This is a genomic window from Pseudomonas sp. SJZ079 (assembly GCF_007993865.1).
GTDB lineage: Bacteria > Pseudomonadota > Gammaproteobacteria > Pseudomonadales > Pseudomonadaceae > Aquipseudomonas.
In genome coordinates this window covers 176,822-194,947 of sequence record NZ_VIUH01000001.1, presented here as the reverse complement: position 1 = coordinate 194,947, position 18,126 = coordinate 176,822, and the positions used below count along the sequence as shown (strand labels likewise).

The 18,126-nt window shown below is 60.1% G+C and carries 16 protein-coding genes; all 16 read left to right on the top strand.

What is annotated here, in order from left to right; all coding sequences use genetic code 11:
- Window positions 1-7: 7 nt before the first annotated feature.
- The 16 genes from flgK to fliI all read left to right on the top strand — a co-directional run bounded on the left by flgK (window position 8) and on the right by fliI (window position 18,124).
- Window positions 8-2,014 (top strand): flagellar hook-associated protein FlgK, encoded by a 2,007-nt coding sequence (gene flgK / locus FBY03_RS00830; RefSeq protein WP_147170305.1) that lies wholly within the window; start codon window positions 8-10, stop codon window positions 2,012-2,014.
- A 58-nt stretch (window positions 2,015-2,072) separates the two neighbouring features.
- Window positions 2,073-3,338 (top strand): flagellar hook-associated protein FlgL, encoded by a 1,266-nt coding sequence (flgL, locus tag FBY03_RS00825; protein ID WP_147170304.1) that lies wholly within the window; start codon window positions 2,073-2,075, stop codon window positions 3,336-3,338.
- A 342-nt stretch (window positions 3,339-3,680) separates the two neighbouring features.
- Window positions 3,681-4,871 (top strand): flagellin, encoded by a 1,191-nt coding sequence (locus FBY03_RS00820; RefSeq protein ID WP_147170303.1) that lies wholly within the window; start codon window positions 3,681-3,683, stop codon window positions 4,869-4,871.
- A gap of 76 nt (window positions 4,872-4,947) precedes the next feature.
- Window positions 4,948-5,328, top strand: a complete 381-nt coding sequence (locus FBY03_RS00815) for a flagellar protein FlaG (protein ID WP_147170302.1) — start codon at window positions 4,948-4,950, stop codon at window positions 5,326-5,328.
- A gap of 69 nt (window positions 5,329-5,397) precedes the next feature.
- Window positions 5,398-6,798: a flagellar filament capping protein FliD gene (fliD, locus tag FBY03_RS00810; protein WP_147170301.1), complete on the top strand. Its 1,401-nt coding sequence runs from the start codon at window positions 5,398-5,400 to the stop codon at window positions 6,796-6,798.
- Between the two features lie 3 nt (window positions 6,799-6,801).
- Window positions 6,802-7,188, top strand: a complete 387-nt coding sequence (fliS, locus tag FBY03_RS00805) for a flagellar export chaperone FliS (RefSeq protein ID WP_147170300.1) — start codon at window positions 6,802-6,804, stop codon at window positions 7,186-7,188.
- Window positions 7,189-7,368: 180 nt separating this feature from the next.
- Window positions 7,369-7,749 carry a flagellar export chaperone FliS gene (gene fliS / locus FBY03_RS00800; RefSeq protein WP_147170299.1) on the top strand — a complete coding sequence of 127 codons (381 nt, stop codon included), beginning with the start codon at window positions 7,369-7,371 and terminating at the stop codon, window positions 7,747-7,749.
- Between the two features lie 28 nt (window positions 7,750-7,777).
- Window positions 7,778-8,074 carry a flagellar protein FliT gene (gene fliT / locus FBY03_RS00795; protein ID WP_147170298.1) on the top strand — a complete coding sequence of 99 codons (297 nt, stop codon included), beginning with the start codon at window positions 7,778-7,780 and terminating at the stop codon, window positions 8,072-8,074.
- 262 nt (window positions 8,075-8,336) lie between these two features.
- Window positions 8,337-9,812: a sigma-54 dependent transcriptional regulator gene (locus tag FBY03_RS00790; protein ID WP_147170297.1), complete on the top strand. Its 1,476-nt coding sequence runs from the start codon at window positions 8,337-8,339 to the stop codon at window positions 9,810-9,812.
- A gap of 179 nt (window positions 9,813-9,991) precedes the next feature.
- Window positions 9,992-11,206 (top strand): PAS domain-containing sensor histidine kinase, encoded by a 1,215-nt coding sequence (locus FBY03_RS00785; protein WP_147170296.1) that lies wholly within the window; start codon window positions 9,992-9,994, stop codon window positions 11,204-11,206.
- Window positions 11,207-11,212: 6 nt separating this feature from the next.
- Entirely contained in the window at window positions 11,213-12,613 is a 1,401-nt protein-coding gene (fleR, locus tag FBY03_RS00780; protein WP_147170295.1) for a sigma-54-dependent response regulator transcription factor FleR, read from the top strand.
- Between the two features lie 201 nt (window positions 12,614-12,814).
- Window positions 12,815-13,144, top strand: a complete 330-nt coding sequence (gene fliE / locus FBY03_RS00775; protein WP_147170294.1) for a flagellar hook-basal body complex protein FliE — start codon at window positions 12,815-12,817, stop codon at window positions 13,142-13,144.
- Window positions 13,145-13,159: 15 nt separating this feature from the next.
- Window positions 13,160-14,953, top strand: a complete 1,794-nt coding sequence (fliF, locus tag FBY03_RS00770) for a flagellar basal-body MS-ring/collar protein FliF (protein WP_147170293.1) — start codon at window positions 13,160-13,162, stop codon at window positions 14,951-14,953.
- Window positions 14,946-15,962 carry a flagellar motor switch protein FliG gene (gene fliG / locus FBY03_RS00765; protein ID WP_025165450.1) on the top strand — a complete coding sequence of 339 codons (1,017 nt, stop codon included), beginning with the start codon at window positions 14,946-14,948 and terminating at the stop codon, window positions 15,960-15,962. The genes fliF and fliG overlap by 8 nt, the downstream gene beginning before the upstream one ends.
- A 16-nt stretch (window positions 15,963-15,978) precedes the next feature.
- Window positions 15,979-16,770, top strand: a complete 792-nt coding sequence (fliH, locus tag FBY03_RS00760) for a flagellar assembly protein FliH (RefSeq protein ID WP_147170292.1) — start codon at window positions 15,979-15,981, stop codon at window positions 16,768-16,770.
- Window positions 16,760-18,124 (top strand): flagellar protein export ATPase FliI, encoded by a 1,365-nt coding sequence (gene fliI / locus FBY03_RS00755; RefSeq protein ID WP_147170291.1) that lies wholly within the window; start codon window positions 16,760-16,762, stop codon window positions 18,122-18,124. Before fliH ends, fliI begins: the two co-directional genes overlap by 11 nt.
- Window positions 18,125-18,126: the final 2 nt, after the last annotated feature.

Genomic DNA, 18,126 nt, shown 5'->3' with positions numbered 1-18,126 from the left:
CTGAACCATGGCTGACCTACTGAATATTGGCCTGTCCGGACTCTCCGCGAACAAGACCTCGCTGGCCGTCACCGGCCATAACATCACCAACGTCAATACGCCGGGCTTCTCTCGCCAAGACAGTGTGCAGGCTACGCGTACGCCGCAGTTCAGCGGTGCCGGTTACATCGGTTCGGGCACCACGCTGGTGGATATCCGCCGCACTTACAGCGAGTTTTTAAGCACTCAGTTGCGTAGCAGCACCGCACTCAGTAGCGATGTGAATGCTTATAGGAATCAGATCGAGCAGCTCGACTCGCTATTGGCCGGTTCCACCACCGGCATAACGCCGTCGTTGCAGAAGTTTTTCTCCTCGCTGCAGACCGCCGCCGAAGACCCGGCCAACATCCCTGCGCGGCAGTTGGTGCTGTCTGAGGCAGAGGGTTTGGCCCGGCGTTTCAATACGGTGTCCGACCGTATCAACGAGCAGAACAGCTTCATCAATAAACAGATGACCGCTGTCGGCGATCAAATTAACCGGCTGGCCACCTCGATCGCTAGCTACAACGACGCCATCGCGGTGGCGTCCTCAAGCGGGCAGCAGCCAAACGACCTGCTCGATGCCCGTGAAGAGGCGATCCGCCAACTCTCTACTTATGTGGGAGTGACGGTGGTACCGCAGGACGGCAACTCGGTGAACCTGTTCGTCGGTTCCGGTCAGCCGTTGGTGGTGGGCGGCACAGCCAGCCGCCTGGAAGTGGTTCCGGGGCAAGGTGACCCATCTCGGTTCGAGGTGGAGTTCGTCACTGGTGGTTCACGTCAGGGTGTCACTAGCTTGCTCTCCGGCGGCGAGCTGGGCGGGCTGATTCGCTACCGCGCCGAGTCGTTGGACCCGACCCTCAATTCCCTGGGTCGCCTGGCGCTGGCAGTCAGTGATCAAGTCAACAGCCAGCTCGGCCAGGGCCTGGATTTGAAGGGGCAGGTGGGTACTGCACTGTTTGGCGACTTCAACGATGCTGCGTCGGCGGCATTGCGGGTCAGAGCATTCGCGACCAATACCGGCAGTGCTCAACCTCTGCTGAACATCAGCGACAGCAGCGTGCTGAGCATCAGTGACTATCAACTCGATTTCGATGGCACCAACTACACGGCCCGGCGCTTGAGTGACGGCCAGTCGATTGCCGTAACCAATACGGCTGGCGTGCTCAGCTTTGCTGATAGTGCTGGTCGTGACCAGGGCTTCACCGTGGTCCCCGGCGCCGGGGCGAATGTTGGGGATCGCTTCCTGCTGCAGCCCACGCGTCGGGGCGCAACTAGCATAACTGCGCAGCTGGATCAGGCCGATCAATTGGCATTCGCTGCACCCGTGAGGGCTGAAGCCAACTTGCAGAACAGCGGTAATGGTTCGATTACCCAGCCTGGCCTGATTGCTGCGGGTGCTAGTCCGATCAACAGCGCGGCGATTGCTGCCGCTCTGCCGCAGGGCCTGACGTATAACGGTGCTGGCGCTTTCGAGAGTTCGCCTGGGACCCCAGTCGCGGGCTTGGTCAGGGTGCCTGCCGGTGCATTTTTACCCGGGCAGATGAACACTTATGAGTTGGATCTCGGCAGCGGCAATCGAGTGAGTTTCACCATCAGCGGTCGTCCGGAGAATGGCGATACTTTTACTCTGGGGTTCAACACCAATGGTGTATCGGACAACCGTAATGCGTTGAAGTTGGTTGACCTGCAAAACAAGCAGACCGTTGGCGTCGATCCCAATGTGACCGGTATAGGCACCGGGGCCAGCTTCACCGATGGCTATGGCGAGCTGGTCGAGCGCGTCGGTACTCTGACGGCGCAGGCCAGACAGGACAGTGATGCGACCGGTGCCATCCTCAAACAGGCGACGGATAACCGCGATGCATTGTCCGGAGTCAACCTGGATGAAGAGGCGGCCAACCTGATCAAGTTCGAGCAGTACTACAATGCCTCGGCGCAGGTGATTCAAGTTGCCCGTTCTTTGTTCGATACCCTGATCAACTCATTCCGCTAAACCGCAGCGCATCCTGCAGAATCGCCGGGATCCGCCGGTTGCGACAAGAGGCTAGAACATGCGCATTTCTACCATCCAGGCATTCAATAACGGCGTGCAAGGCCTGCAGCGCAACTACGCCAATGCCACTCGCACGCAGGAACAGATCAGCAGCGGCAATCGCATCCTGACGCCGGCTGACGATCCGGTCGCTTCGGTGCGCCTACTGCAACTGGAACAGCAGCAGAATGTGCTGACGCAGTACAATGACAATCTTACGGCGGCTAAGAATGGTCTGACCCAGGAGGAGGTCACCCTTAATTCGGTGAACACTATCCTCCAGCGTGTGCGTGAGTTGGCGGTGCAGGCCGGTAATGGTGCGCTCAGTAACGCCGATCGCAAGTCTGTCGCCCTAGAGCTTGGGGAGCGCGAAAATGAGCTGCTGGGCTTGATGAATAGTCGTAACGCTCGTGGGGAATACCTGTTTGCCGGTTTTCAGGGCAAGACCCAACCCTTTGTGCGCGAGGCCGACGGCAGTTACAGCTACCGGGGGGATGAGGGTCAGCGCAAGCTGCAGGTCGCCAGTTCGCTGGAGCTGCCGATCAGCGATAACGGCAAGAAGATATTCCAGAACGTCACCAATGCCGGGCGTCTCGACAGCCTGTTGGATATCAGCGCTGCGCCTGGCTCCAGCCTGAGCGTATCGGCGCCGCTGGTGCAGGACGAAGTGGCTTTTTCCGGTACTCCGGCGTTCCCGGCAGCCGGCATTGGCATCCGGTTTACCTCTGATCGCGATTATGTCGTCTACGATCAGGCCAGCCCACCGACTTTTCCGCTGACCCTGCCGGATCCCCTGGTACTGGCGAGCGGCAGCCTCGATGATAAGCCTGATATCAGCGATCAACTGGTCTTTCGCGGTGTCAGCCTGCAGTTCGACGGGGCCGCCGTGGGGGGGGAGTCAATTCTGGTCGCCGCCGATCCAGCGCGGCAAAAGCAGGGCATTCTAGAAACCATTGCCAGCCTGCGCACCAGTCTGGAGGGCGCAGCCAGTACTAATTCACAGGTTCGCGACGCTGTGGCTGTGGCCTTGACCAATCTTGATCACGGTATGACCACCGTGGACGGTGTGCGCGGCGAAATTGGCGCGCGACTCAACATCATCGACTCGACCCAGACCGATAACGAGGATGTCAGTCTGGTCAACAAGGGCGTGCAGGCCGACCTGCGTGAGTTGGACTATGCCGAGGCCCTGTCACGCTTGTCCTTCCAGTCGATCATTCTGGAAGCCGCGCAACAGAGCTATGTGAAGATCAGCAGCCTTAATCTGTTTAATCAGCTGCGTTAATGCGGCTGTAGGGCGAGTTGATGGAGTCCGTTGCCCGTCATTTGCAGGCAATCGTTACGGTGCAGGGGTGGAGGGTTACTTACTGACTCGCCCGATCATAGGCTTGAAGCACCGTACAACAGCCGCCGACAACTTGTCATGATCAGTCTTGACGGCTCCTTCCTCCGCTAAGCCCTTGTCAAGCTTGCAGAAAAATTCCTCTCAAAAAACGCTGAAAAAAACCTAAAGCTACCGCCCCCAGCGCCGATACAAGTTACGAATGCGAACTTTATGGGTGCCTGGGCACTGCCCACCCAAGGTCGCACGCTCAGGCAAACACGTTAGTCCTCGGAGGACACCATCATGGCTCTTACCGTCAATACCAACATCGCGTCGCTCAACACCCAGCGCAACCTGAACATGTCTTCCAATGCGTTGAGCACCTCCATGCAGCGTCTGTCCACCGGTTCGCGGATCAACAGCGCCAAGGACGATGCCGCCGGCCTGCAGATTTCCAACCGCCTGACCAGTCAGATCAACGGTCTTGGCGTTGCGGTAAAGAACGCCAACGACGGTATCTCCCTGGCGCAGACCGCGGAAGGCGCGCTGCAACAGTCCACCAACCTGCTGCAGCGTATGCGTGACCTGTCCCTGCAGTCAGCTAACGGCTCGAACAGTGACTCTGAGCGTAAGGCTCTGGATTCCGAAGTGGGTCAGTTGAAGAAGGAGCTCGATCGTATCAGCAACACCACCACCTTCGGTGGTCGCAAGTTGCTGGATGGCTCTTTTGGCACCACCAGTTTTCAGGTGGGATCTGCGGCCAACGAGAGCATCAGTGTCGGTATTGCCGAGATGAGCTCGACTTCCTTGGAAGGAACATTTTTCGAAACCACCTCTACTGCAAGTGCTACTGTCCCAGCTTCAGGTGTCCCGAGCACCCTGACGTTTACCGCAACCTTTGCTGATGCAACTACTAAAGACATCAAGGTAGAGTTGACGGGTACTGAGACTGCCAAGCAGGTATTGGAGAAGGCAGCAGCAGGGGTGAACGATGCAAACATTGGCATTGGCGCCTTTCTCAATGCTGCTGGTACCGGCTTGGATTATGTATCCAAGGCAGTCGATGATGGCACAGGGACGCTGGTAGCGAATGTGGATATTCTTGCACTAGATGCCGCTGGTGTGACTGAAGTCGGTGATCTGGGCTTTGCTACTACCACTATGGCGGCATCTACCGCTAACACTGTGGATGATATCGATATCACCAGCGCCAAGGGTGCGCAGACCGCGGTGCTGATCATTGATGATGCCCTTAAGTTGATCGACTCCCAGCGTGCCGATCTCGGTGCCGTGCAGAACCGCTTCGATAACACGATCTCCAACCTGCAGAATATTTCAGAGAACGTTTCGGCCGCTCGTGGCCGTATCCAGGACACCGACTTCGCCGCAGAGACCGCAAATCTGAGCAAAAACCAGATTCTGCAACAAGCCGGTACGGCGATCCTGGCCCAGGCCAACCAGCTGCCGCAGGCTGTGTTGAGCCTGCTCCGTTAAGCCAACAGGCAAACGGTTAGAACCACGGGGGGTAGTGCTTGGCGCTACTCCCCGTCTTGCCATGTGAGGTGAGGTTATGGATATCAATGGAATAAAAGGTGTTACCCCCGTATTGGCGGCCGAGCGCAGTGTTCGCGAGCCACTTGTGCCGCAGGGCAGCAAGCGCGAAGAGTCGCAGGTGACATTGCTGGGGCAGCAGGCCGAGGGCCATGCACATCTGCAGTCCACGGAACAGCGTCAGCCGGTAGAAGAGGCGGTGTCCAGCATTAAGCAGTTCGCCCAGAGCATTCAGCGCAACCTGAATTTCGCCTTGGACGACTCGAGTGGACGGGTGGTGGTCAAGGTCACAGATGGGGTGTCGGGTGAGGTGATCCGACAGATTCCTTCAGAAGATGCACTGCGCTTGGCCGAAAGCTTGGAGGAGGCGCGCAGTCTGTTGTTTAAGGCGGAAGCATAAAACGGCACGTTTTTTGAGTGTTTCTGGGTTCAAGGGTGTAAACGTCAATCCCATGACGAGGTGGTCAGCATGGCAGGCATAACAGGTATTGGTTCCGGCATCGACATCAACAGCATCGTCGGTGCACTGGTCAATGCGGAAAAAGCCCCCAAGGAGGCGCAACTCGCGCGTCTGGAAAAAGCCTCCACCACCAAGTTTTCCGCGCTTGGCCAGCTCAAGGGTGCTCTGAGCGAGTTCCAGACAGCGATGAAGGATCTCAACAGCCTGGCGCTGTTCGAGAAACGCACGGCGACATCTTCCAATAGCAGTGCACTGACGGCTTCGGCCACTAAGACGGCCCTGGGCGGTACCTATCAGGTGACGGTAGAGCGTCTGGCCAGCAGCAGCAAGGTGGCCACGGCTGCGCTTGCCGGCGGTTTCACGGCGTCTGCCGACGGAACGCTAACCGTTAAGCTCGGAGCCAGCGATGCGGGGGTGGATGTAGCCATTACCACTGGGGACACGCTGGAGAACATTCGCGACAAGCTCAATGCGGACCTGAAGGACAAGGGCGTCACCGCGAATATCGTCAATAACCCGGCCGACGGTAAATCGCGTCTGGTGCTCAGTGCCAAGGATACTGGTACCGGCAAAGACATCTTCATCGAAACTGCAGACGCGGCTTTGACCGCCTTGGCCGTGGACGGCAGTACCCCCTCGCTTGCTGATGGCGCCGGCTATCTGCAGCAGGCTGCGGATGCCGAGTTCACCATCGATGGTTTGGCGCTGAAGAGCTCCAGCAATACCGTCGACGCCGCCATACCCGATGTGACTTTTACGCTGGTAGGCAAGACCGAGGTAGGCAAACCGCTGACTGTCACCGTCGGTCAGGATAAGTCCGGGGTTACGGCCAATATCAAAAAGTTTGTCGATGCCTATAACAAGCTGATCGCTACTACCGGGCAGTTGACCAACGTCACCCAGGTCGGTGAGGGCAAGCCCCCTGTCGTCGGTGGTTTGGTCGGTGATGCCACCGTGCGAACCCTACTCAGTGGTGTGCGTAATGAACTGGTCAATCCAGCGAATCAGGGGGGAGTGAAATTTTTGGCCGACCTGGGCATCACCACGCAGAAAGATGGCACCTTGAAGATTGACGATGCCAAGCTGGGTACGGCGCTTACCGACAATTTTGATGCGGTCGGCACTTTTTTCACCGGTGACAATGGCCTGATGAGCCGGGTCGATAAACGTATCGACGGCTACATTCAGACCGGTGGCGTGCTGGAGCAGCGCATGAAAGGCTTGCAGTCGACCCTCAGTGACATCGGCAAGCAGAAGGAAGCCCTGACTCGCCGCGTCGCGCAGATTCAGACCCGTCTATTCGCTCAGTTTAACGCGATGGATGCGCTAGTCGGGCGGCTCAACGACACCAGCTCGCGCCTCACTCAAGCCCTTGGCAGCCTGCCGGGCGTGGTCAAACAGGACAGCTAAGCCGTGAACACTCCAATTAATACCTACAAACAAGTTAAAACTAGCCAGGACGTTAGCCCTTACCAGGCGGTGCAGCTGCTGTTGGATGGGGCGCTGGAGCGCATCTCCCTGGCGTTGCACGCCCAGCAACAAGGTAACCCGGATGTGCGGGGCGAAGCCGTTGGCACCACCCTTTCCATCATTGGCATTCTGCAGGGCAGTCTGGACAAGGAGTTGGGCGGCGAACTGGCGGAGAATCTCGATGCGCTCTATGACTACATGACCCGCCGTCTGGCCGGAGTGGCATTGGACAAGACCCCGCATAGTCTGGACGAGGTGCAGGGGCTGATCGTACAGATTCGCGATGCCTGGGCGGCGATTGGCCCGCAAGTGGAGCCAGCAGCTTCCTGAATGTGAGTCGCTCTTATGTTGGGCAAGTCTGTTTCTGTGTCTTATGTGCAGAAGCAATCTTGCCCATTCGTATTTAAGGGGCGCAGTAACGGGTTCAGATTTTTCTACCTTAGGCCTCAAGCTCGCGAGTTGGTCGCCGATAACTGAAGTATTCCCGGACAGTACTGGAGTACTTTCAGCATGAACGCAATGGTAGCCATGCGGCAGTATCAAAATGTTAGCACCCAGGCCCAGGCAGTGGATGCTAGCCCTCATCGGCTAATCCAGATGTTGTTTGAAGGGGGGTTGACTCGTTTGGCCCAGGCTCGCGGCGCCATGGAGCGCAATCAGACGGAGCTCAAGGGCGAGTTGATCGGCAAGGCCATAGGCATAGTCGGTGGCTTGCGTGATGGCCTGGATTTGCAGCAAGGTGGCGAGTTGGCGGCTAACTTAGATAGTCTTTACCAGTACATGGTGGCCCGTCTGCTTGAAGCCAATGTGAAAAATGAGCTCGCGCCCCTGGATGAGGTTTCTGGGCTACTGCGTGATGTGAAATCCGGTTGGGATGCAATCGGTCAGTGATATTGTTTGGCGCTAAAGGAGCACGTTCATGAGTACCTCTGTGCAACGTCTGCAAGAGACCGGCAGTGCCTTGCGCAATGCCCTGGCCACACAAGACTGGGCCGCCATCGGTGAATTGGATGTGCAATGCCGCCAAGCCGTCGACGAGGCGATGGTCGAGGTCGTGCGCGACGAGGACGTGCTGCGTGAGCGTATGCAGGAGTTGCTGGATCTTTATCGCGAGTTGGTCAGTGTCTGTCAGCTAGAGCAGCGGCGTTTGGCCGGTGAAATGGTGCAACTGAACCAGTCCCAACAAGGCGCAAAGGTCTACCAGCTATTTACCTGATGCCGGTTATCGGCGTTCAGCGGCCTCAATGCTCGTAAAGCCCTGTGCCAAACCTAGAGCATCTGCCTTAGCTATCTGCAACAGGTAAATCTCCCCGCTTCTCTTACAGTTGCTTAGACTGTCCATCGGGCGGAACAAAAAAAGCACGCCATAAAATTGACTACGGCCTCGAAAATGACTTTACTAGTGGCCTGTTGCTGGCGTTTTCCATGTGTATAACGCTGTGCGCTTCCGTTCACTCCCAGGATCAAATCAGAACAATATGTGGCGTGAAACTAAAATTCTACTGATTGACGACAACCCTGAGCGCCGGCGTGACCTGGCTGTCATCCTAAATTTTCTGGGGGAGGATCATCTCGCCTGCGGCAGCCATGACTGGCAGACCTCCGTCGCTGAGCTGGCGTCCAGTCGCGATGTATTGAGTGTGCTGCTGGGGGATGTGCAGGGGCAGGGTGGCACTCTCGAGCTGCTCAAACAGCTGGCTGCCTGGGATGACGATCTACCGCTGCTGCTGCTCGACGAACACGTCGCGGTTGAATGGCCGGAAGAACTACGTCGACGGGTACTGGCCACCCTAGAGATGCCGCCCAGCTACAACAAGCTGCTGGACAGCCTGCACCGTGCCCAGGTTTACCGCGAAATGTACGACCAGGCGCGTGAACGTGGCCGCCAACGCGAGTTGAATCTGTTTCGCAGCCTGGTTGGCACCAGTCGCGCAATTCAGCACGTCCGGCAGATGATGCAGCAGGTGGCCGACACCGAGGCCAGTGTGTTGATTCTGGGTGAGTCGGGTACTGGCAAAGAGGTTGTCGCGCGGAATTTGCACTATCACTCCAAGCGTCGCGACGGGCCCTTCGTTCCGGTTAACTGTGGCGCGATTCCCGCCGAGTTGCTGGAAAGCGAGTTGTTTGGCCACGAGAAGGGCGCGTTCACCGGTGCGATTACCACTCGCGCCGGACGCTTCGAGCTGGCTAGCGGCGGCACCTTGTTCCTCGACGAGATCGGCGACATGCCGCTGCCGATGCAGGTCAAGCTGTTGCGGGTATTGCAGGAACGCACCTTCGAACGGGTCGGCAGCAACAAAACCCAGAATGCCGACGTGCGCATCATTGCGGCGACCCACAAGAACCTGGAGCAGATGATCGAGGAGGGTAGCTTCCGCGAAGACCTGTATTACCGGTTGAATGTATTCCCTATCGAAATGGCCCCGCTGCGCGAGCGTATCGAGGATATTCCGCTGTTGCTCAACGAGCTGATTGCGCGCATGGAGTACGAGAAGCGCGGTTCGATCCGCTTCAACTCGGCGGCAATCATGTCGCTGTGCCGCCATGACTGGGCGGGCAACGTGCGTGAGCTGGCCAACTTGGCCGAGCGCATGGCAATCATGCATCCCTATGGGGTGATCGGTGTCGGTGAGCTGCCGAAGAAGTTCCGTCACGTTGACGATGAAGACGAGCACCTGGTGGCCAACTTCCGTGATGAGTTGGAAGAGCGCGCGGCCATCGTCGCCGGCTTGCCGGGCCTGGATTCGCCGGCCATGCTGCCGTCGGAGGGGCTGGATCTGAAAGACTATCTGGGCAATCTCGAGCGCGGTTTGATCCAGCAGGCATTGGATGACGCCAGTGGCGTCGTGGCCCGTGCCGCAGAGCGCCTGCGTATTCGTCGTACCACGCTGGTCGAGAAGATGCGCAAATACGGCATGAGTCGCCGCGATGAGGACGGTCAGCCCGAGGTTTAATCCAGCGCTTGCGCGTCAGCGGGTTGGCAGCAATTGCCTCAATAAAGCCGAAGGGTTGACACGACCTTCGGCTTTGTTTTTTAAGTTATTGAAAAATATATATAAAATTTTAGGCACGGGTATTGCTATCTCTTACGCAACTGACTGTCTTATGACGGCTCGCTGCGCGAGAGAGAATGATGAATCCTACCGCTCGAACTTCCCACTCTGCTGAATTAGCGCTTTCTGCGCCCATCGAACAGGCTAGCCGCGCGAGCCTGGAGCAGGCGTTTACCCTGTTCACGCAGATGTCGACCCAGCTCAACGAGTCCTACAGCATGCTGGAAGCCCGCGTGGCTGAGCTGAAGGGTCAGTTGGCTCTGGTCAGTGCTCAGCGCATGCAGGAGTTGGCGGAAAAAGAGCGTCTGGCGCACCGCCTGCAAAGCTTGCTGGATCTGCTCCCCGGCGGGGTGATCGTGATTGATGGCCATGGCGTGGTGCGCGAAGGCAACCCGGTCGCGCGCAACCTGCTGGGCCAGCCGCTGGTCGGTATGCTCTGGCGTCAGGTGATTGCCCGCAGCTTCGCCCCACGCGATGACGATGGCCATGAAGTTTCCCTGAAAGATGGCCGGCGTCTGGCGATTGCCACCCGTTCGCTGCATGGCGAGCCGGGGCAGCTGGTGCTGTTGACTGACCTGACAGAAACCCGGCGCCTGCAGGATCAGCTGTCGCGTCACGAGCGCCTATCTGCGCTGGGGCGCATGGTCGCTTCGTTGGCCCATCAAATTCGTACACCACTGTCCGCCGCGTTGCTGTATGCCAGCCATCTGACCGAGCAGGAACTGTCGCTCGAACAGCAGCAGCGGTTTGCCGGGCGCCTGAAGGAGCGTCTGCATGAGCTGGAGCATCAGGTGCGTGACATGCTTATTTTTGCCCGCGGCGATCTACCGTTGCCGGATCGGCTGAGGCCCAAGGCGTTGTTTGAGGCCTTGCGCAAAGCCGCCGAGCCCCATGTCTTGGGCATGACGGTGCGCTGGCAGTGCGACAGCGCCAGCGGCGAGCTGTTGTGCAACCGCGACACCCTGGTCGGTAGCGTGCTGAACCTGATCGAGAACGCGATCCAGGCGGCCGGGCGCGAGGCCTCCTTGAAAATTCATCTGTACCAGCGTGGCAACAGCCTGCGCTTGTGCATCAGCGATAACGGCCCCGGAATCGACAGCGTTACCTTGGCGCGCCTGGGCGAACCCTTCTTTACCACCAAGACCACCGGCACCGGCCTCGGCCTGGCGGTGGTCAAGGCGGTGGCGCGCGCGCATCAGGGAGAGTTGCTGTTGCGCTCGCGGCCTGGTCGTGGCACCTGCGCCTTATTGACTCTGCCGCTGATTCCCGCTGTACAACCCTTGATTCAGGAGTAACTGCCCATGGCTGCCAAAGTCCTGCTGGTCGAAGATGACCGTGCCTTGCGCGAAGCCCTGGCCGATACCCTGGCGTTGGGTGGGCATGACTATCGTGCGGTGGACTGTGCCGAGACTGCGTTGTTGGCCTTGGGGCAAGAACCTTTCGGCCTGGTGGTGAGCGACGTCAACATGCCGGGCATGGATGGGCATCAACTGCTGACGCTGATTCGTCAGCGCCAGCCGCAGCTTCCGGTGTTGTTGATGACCGCCTACGGCGCGGTCGAGCGCGCGGTGGATGCGATGCGCCAGGGCGCTGCGGACTATCTGGTCAAGCCGTTCGAACCGAAAGCCTTGTTGGCCTTGGTCGAGCGTCATGCGCTCGGGCGTTTGCCTGTCGCTGAGCAGGACGGTCCGGTGGCGTTGGAGCCGGCCAGCCTGCAATTATTGGAGCTGGCCGCGCGGGTGGCGCAGAGTGACTCTACGGTGCTGATCACCGGCGAGTCCGGCACCGGTAAAGAAGTCCTGGCGCGCTACATTCATCAACAGTCGCCGCGTGCGGCTAAGCCGTTTATCGCCATCAACTGCGCGGCGATTCCCGACAACATGCTCGAGGCCACCCTGTTCGGTCATGAGAAGGGGGCTTTTACCGGCGCCATCGCCAGTGCGCCGGGCAAATTCGAGTTGGCCGAGGGCGGCACCATTCTGCTCGATGAAATTTCCGAGATGCCGCAGGGCTTGCAAGCCAAGCTGCTGCGCGTGTTGCAGGAGCGCGAAGTGGAGCGAGTGGGGGCGCGCAAGCCGATCGCCCTGGATATCCGCGTACTGGCCACCAGTAACCGCGACCTGGCCGGCGAAGTCGCGGCGGGGCGCTTTCGCGAAGACCTCTACTATCGGTTGTCGGTCTTTCCGCTGGCGTGGCGACCACTGCGGGAGCGTCCGGCGGATATTCTGCCGCTGGCCGAGCGACTGCTGGCCAAACACGTCAAAAAAATGAATCACCCGCCTATTCGTCTGTCTGCACGGGCTCAGGCCAGCCTGGTCAGTCATGCCTGGCCGGGTAACGTGCGTGAGCTGGACAATGCCATTCAGCGCGCGTTGATCTTGCAGCAGGGCGGCTTGATCCAGCCGCAGGATCTGTGTCTGACCGCGCCCATTGGCTTTGCCCCCGTTGCAGCGCCGAAGTTGCTAGCGCTGGCGAGCGCTGCCCCGGCGGCGGACGAGCTGCCGCAGGCCGAGGCGGGGGTCCTGGGAGATGATCTGCGCCGTCGCGAATTTCAGGTGATTATCGACACCCTGCGTGCTGAGCGCGGCCGGCGCAAGGAGGCCGCCGAGCGCTTGGGCATCAGCCCGCGCACCCTGCGTTACAAGCTGGCGCAGATGCGCGATGCCGGTCTGGATGTGGAGGCCTATCTGTACGCCAGCTGAACGGCGCGGTTCGGCGCTTTTCGCGTTGAGCTGCGGGTTGGGGTGCATCGCTCGAGTCGGCTGGGTTAGCCGCTCGGGCTTTTTTGCTTTCTGCCGCCAGCGTTTTCCCTGTGCCGTAACGGCTAACTGGCACCCTTGTTGCAAATACATCTGCACAGCGCCGCGAAGTGTCAAAAATACTGCGGCCAGTGGAGGAAGATCATGAGCCAGGGTGTTCAATTCAATCGCTTGATGTTGGAAATGCGTTCCATGCAAGCCGAGGCCATGGCGCGGCAGAAGCCCGTCGCCAGCACGCCGGAGCCCGGCGCGCCGAACTTCTCGGAGATGCTCGGGCAGGCGGTGAACAAGGTCAACGAAACCCAGCAGGCTTCCAACCAACTGGCGACAGCTTTTGAAATGGGCCAGAGCGGCGTCGACCTCAGCGATGTGATGATCGCCTCGCAGAAGGCCAGCGTGTCGTTCCAGGCCATGACGCAGGTGCGCAACAAGCTGGTCCAGGCGTATCAAGACATCATGCAGATGCCGGTTTAAGGGTAGGTCTGAATCATGGCTGAAGCCGCTGCTGCAAACGCGCTGGCCACCACCGGTGGTGCTGACTCGAAGAAGCCACTGCTCGGTCTGGCGTTTCTAGAAAATCTCTCCGATATGTCCATGTTGCGGCAGATTGGCCTGCTGGTGGGCCTGGCGGCCAGCGTGGCGATCGGTTTCGCCGTGGTGCTCTGGTCGCAGCAGCCGGATTATCGTCCGCTGTACGGCAGCCTTAACGGGATGGATGCCTCTCAGGTCATGGAAACCCTGGCGACTGCGGACATCGACTACACCGTCGAGCCCAACTCGGGGGCCTTGCTGGTCAAGGCCGAGGACATGGCGCGTGCGCGTATGCGCCTGGCGGCTGCCGGGGTGGCGCCAAGCGACAGTAATATCGGCTTCGAGATTCTCGATCAGGACCAGGGGCTGGGTACCAGCCAGTTCATGGAGGCCACCCGCTACCGTCGGGGTCTGGAAGGGGAGCTGGCACGCACCGTCTCAAGTCTCAACAATATCAAAGCCGCGCGGGTGCACCTGGCCATTCCGAAGGGCTCGGTGTTCGTGCGCGACGAGCGCAAGCCCAGCGCTTCGGTGCTGGTTGAGTTGTATTCGGGGCGCAACCTGGAGCCGAGTCAGGTGATGGCCATCGTCAACCTGGTTGCCACCAGCGTGCCTGAGTTGGAGAAGGGCCAAGTCACCGTGGTTGACCAGAAAGGCAACCTGTTGTCCGACCAGCAGGAAATGTCCGCGCTGAGCATGGCTGGCAAGCAGTTCGATTACAGCCGTCGCCTGGAAAGCCTGTTCACCCAGCGCGTGCACAATATTCTGCAGCCGGTGCTGGGCTCGGGCCGTTACAAGGCCGAAGTCTCGGCGGATGTGGATTTCAGTGCGGTGGAATCCACCTCGGAAATGTTCAACCCGGACCAGCCGGCGCTACGCAGCGAGCAACAGGTCAACGAGCAGCGCAGCAGCAGCCTGCCGCCGCAAGGCGTGCCGGGCGCCCTCAGCAATCAGCCGCCCGGCCCGGCGACAGCGCCGCAACAAGCCGGCGCTGCGGGCGCGGCAGCGGGGGCGATCGCGCCCGGCCAGCCGTTGGTCGACGTCAATGGTCAGCAGGTCATGGACCCTACGACCGGCCAGCCGATGTTGGCGCCGTTCCCGGCAGACAAGCGTGAGCAAGCCACGCGCAACTTTGAGCTGGATCGCTCGATCAGCCATACCAAGCAGCAGCAGGGGCGCTTGCGGCGTTTGTCGGTGGCGGTGGTGATCGACGATCAGCTCAAGCTCGATCCGGCCACCGGTGAAAGCAGCCGGGTGCCCTGGAGCAGCGATGAATTGGCCCGCTTTACTCGCCTGGTGCAGGATTCGGTGGGCTTCGACGCCAGTCGTGGCGACAGCGTCAGCGTGATCAATACGCCGTTCTCCATCGAACAGGGTGAAGAAGTCATCGAGATTCCGTTCTATACCCAGCCTTGGTTCTGGGACATCGTCAAGCAAGTGCTCGGTGTGCTGTTCATCCTGGTGTTGGTGTTCGGTGTGCTGCGTCCGGTGCTGAATAACATCACCAGCGCTGGCAAAGGCCGGGAGCTGACGCGCGGCGGTCGCGGTGGTGACGTCGAGCTGGGCGAGATGGGCGGGCTGGACGGCGAGTTGTCGGCCGATCGGGTCAGCCTCGGTGGCCCGCAAAGCATCCTCCTGCCCAGCCCGACTGAGGGGTATGATGCGCAGCTGAACGCTATCAAGAGCCTGGTGGCGGAAGACCCGGGCCGCGTGGCTCAGGTTGTGAAAGAGTGGATCAACGACGATGAGTGAAAATCGCACCCCAGCCAAGCTGAGTAAGGTCGACAAGGCCGCCATTCTCCTGCTCTCGCTTGGCGAGACCGATGCCGCGCAGGTGCTGCGTCACCTCGGCCCCAAGGAAGTGCAGCGGGTTGGCGTGGCCATGGCCGGTATGCGCAACGTGCACCGCGAGCAGGTCGAGGTGGTGATGGGCGAATTCGTCGATATCGTCGGCGATCAGACCAGCGTGGGCGTGGGGGCCGATGGCTATATTCGCAAGATGCTGACCCAGGCACTTGGCGAAGATAAGGCCGGCAACCTGATCGACCGCATCCTGCTCGGCGGCAGTACCAGCGGCCTGGACAGCCTAAAGTGGATGGAGCCGCGCGCTGTGGCCGATGTGATCCGCCATGAACACCCGCAGATTCAAGCTATCGTGGTGGCCTACCTCGATCCCGATCAAGCGGGCGAAGTGCTCGCGCAGTTCGACCATAAGGTTCGTCTGGATATCGTCTTGCGCGTGTCGTCGCTGAACACCGTACAGCCGGCGGCGCTCAAGGAACTCAACCTGATTCTCGAGAAGCAATTCTCCGGCAGCTCCAACACCACCCGCGCCAGTCTGGGCGGGATCAAGCGGGCCGCCGACATCATGAACTTCCTCGACAGTTCGACCGAGGGACAGTTGATGGATTCGATCCGCGAAGTCGACGAAGACCTGTCCTCGCAGATCGAAGACCTGATGTTTGTCTTCGACAACCTCGCCGATGTCGACGACCGTGGCATTCAGGCGCTGCTGCGCGAAGTATCCTCCGATGTGCTGGTACTGGCGCTCAAGGGCGCGGACGAGGCGATCAAGGAAAAAGTCTTCAAAAACATGTCCAAGCGCGCCGCCGAACTGCTGCGTGATGATCTGGAAGCCAAGGGCCCGGTGCGGGTCAGCGACGTGGAAACGGCGCAGAAGGAAATTCTCACCATCGCCCGCCGCATGGCCGAAGCCGGGGAAATTGTCCTGGGCGGCAAGGGCGGCGAAGAGATGGTTTAACCAGAGGTAGTCGCAGATGGCCCCCAAGGAAGCGCCTAGCGAGTTGATTCGCGCCAAGGACATCAACGTCATCGATCGCTGGTCGCTACCCAGCTTCGACGAACGCAGTGATACGGCCGAGGACGCAGTCGCGGCGGTCGAAGCCGGGGCCGAGCCGACACAGGCCGAAGTCGAGGAAATCGCTCCGGAAGACGTCAAGCCCTTGACCCTGGATGAGCTGGAGGCTATCCGTCAGGATGCCTATAACGAAGGGTTCTCCACCGGCGAGAAGGACGGTTTTCGCGCCGGCCAACTGAAAGCCAAGCAAGAGGCCGACGCTGCCCTGGCGGACCGGCTGAACGGTTTGGAGCAGGTGATGAGCCAGCTGTTCGAGCCTATCGCCGAGCAGGATCAAGAGCTGGAAGTGGCATTGGTCAATCTGGTCAGCCGCATGACCCGTGAAGTGATCCAGCGTGAGCTGAGCAGTGATTCCAGTCAGCTCCGGCAGATTCTGCGCGAAGCTTTGAAGCTGCTACCCATGGGCGCCGATAACGTGCGTATCCACCTCAACCCGCAGGACTTCGAACTGGTCAAGGCGCTACGCGAACGCCACGAAGAGAGCTGGCGCATCCTCGAGGACGACGCGCTGTTGCCGGGCGGCTGCCGGGTCGAGAGCGAGCACAGCCTGATCGATGCGAGTGTCGAAACCCGTCTCGCTCAGGCGCTCAATCAGCTGTTCGAGCAACAGCGCGAACAGGCCGTCCACCCGCTTGCCGCCGATGTGCAGCTGGACCTCGATACGCCCGAAGCGCTGTCCGATGCGCCTTGAACGCACCAGTTTCGCCAAGCGCCTGGCCGGTTATGGCGACGCGGTGCAGCTGCCCAGCCAGCCCGTGGTCGAAGGCCGTCTGCTACGCGTAGTCGGTCTGACCCTGGAGGCCGAGGGCCTGCGCGCCGCGCTGGGCAGCCGCTGCCTGGTGATTAACGATGACGGCTACCACCCGGTGCAGGTCGAGGCCGAGGTCATGGGCTTCTCCAACGGCAAAATCTACCTGATGCCGGTCGGCAGCCTGGCGGGCATCGCGCCGGGCGCGCGGGTCGTGCCGCTGCCCAATACCGGGCGCTTGCCCATGGGCAAGTCGATGCTCGGGCGGGTCCTGGACGGTACCGGCCAGGCACTGGATGGCAAGGGGCGGATGAAGGCCGAAGACTGGGTGCCGATGGATGGGCCGGTGATCAACCCGCTCAAGCGCCACCCGATCAACGAGCCCCTGGATGTCGGCATCCGCAGCATTAATGGCCTGCTCACGGTTGGTCGCGGCCAGCGCCTGGGGTTGTTCGCCGGCACCGGCGTCGGTAAGAGTGTGTTGCTCGGCATGATGACGCGCTTTACCGAGGCGGAGATCATCGTGGTCGGGTTGATCGGCGAACGGGGGCGTGAGGTCAAGGAGTTCATCGACGAGATTCTCGGTGAGGAAGGGCTCAAGCGTTCGGTGGTGGTTGCATCGCCGGCCGATGATGCGCCACTGATGCGCCTGCGCGCGGCGATGTACTGCACGCGCATCGCCGAATATTTTCGCGACAAGGGCAAGAATGTGTTGCTGCTGATGGATTCCTTGACCCGTTTCGCCCAGGCCCAACGGGAAATCGCCCTGGCTATTGGCGAGCCGCCAGCGACCAAGGGCTATCCGCCATCGGTGTTCGCCAAGCTGCCCAAGCTGGTCGAACGGGCCGGTAATGCAGAAGCCGGGGGCGGCTCGATCACCGCGTTCTATACGGTGCTGTCCGAAGGCGATGATCAGCAGGACCCGATTGCCGATGCGGCGCGCGGGGTGCTCGACGGGCATATCGTGCTGTCGCGGCGTCTGGCCGAGGAGGGGCACTATCCGGCCATCGACATCGAAGCCTCGATCAGCCGGGTGATGCCGCAAGTGGTACCGTCGGAGCATCTGCGTCACTCACAGCGTTTCAAGCAGTTATGGTCGCGCTATCAGCAGAGTCGCGACTTGATCAGCGTCGGCGCTTATGTGCCGGGGGGCGATGCCGATACCGACCTGGCCATCGCCCGCCAGCCGCTGATGGTCAACTATTTACGGCAGGGCTTGAGTGAGAGCGTCAACCTCGAACACAGCAGTGTTCAGCTGGCGGCGACCTTCAACCCTGCCGCCGCGCCGGTGTCCTAACG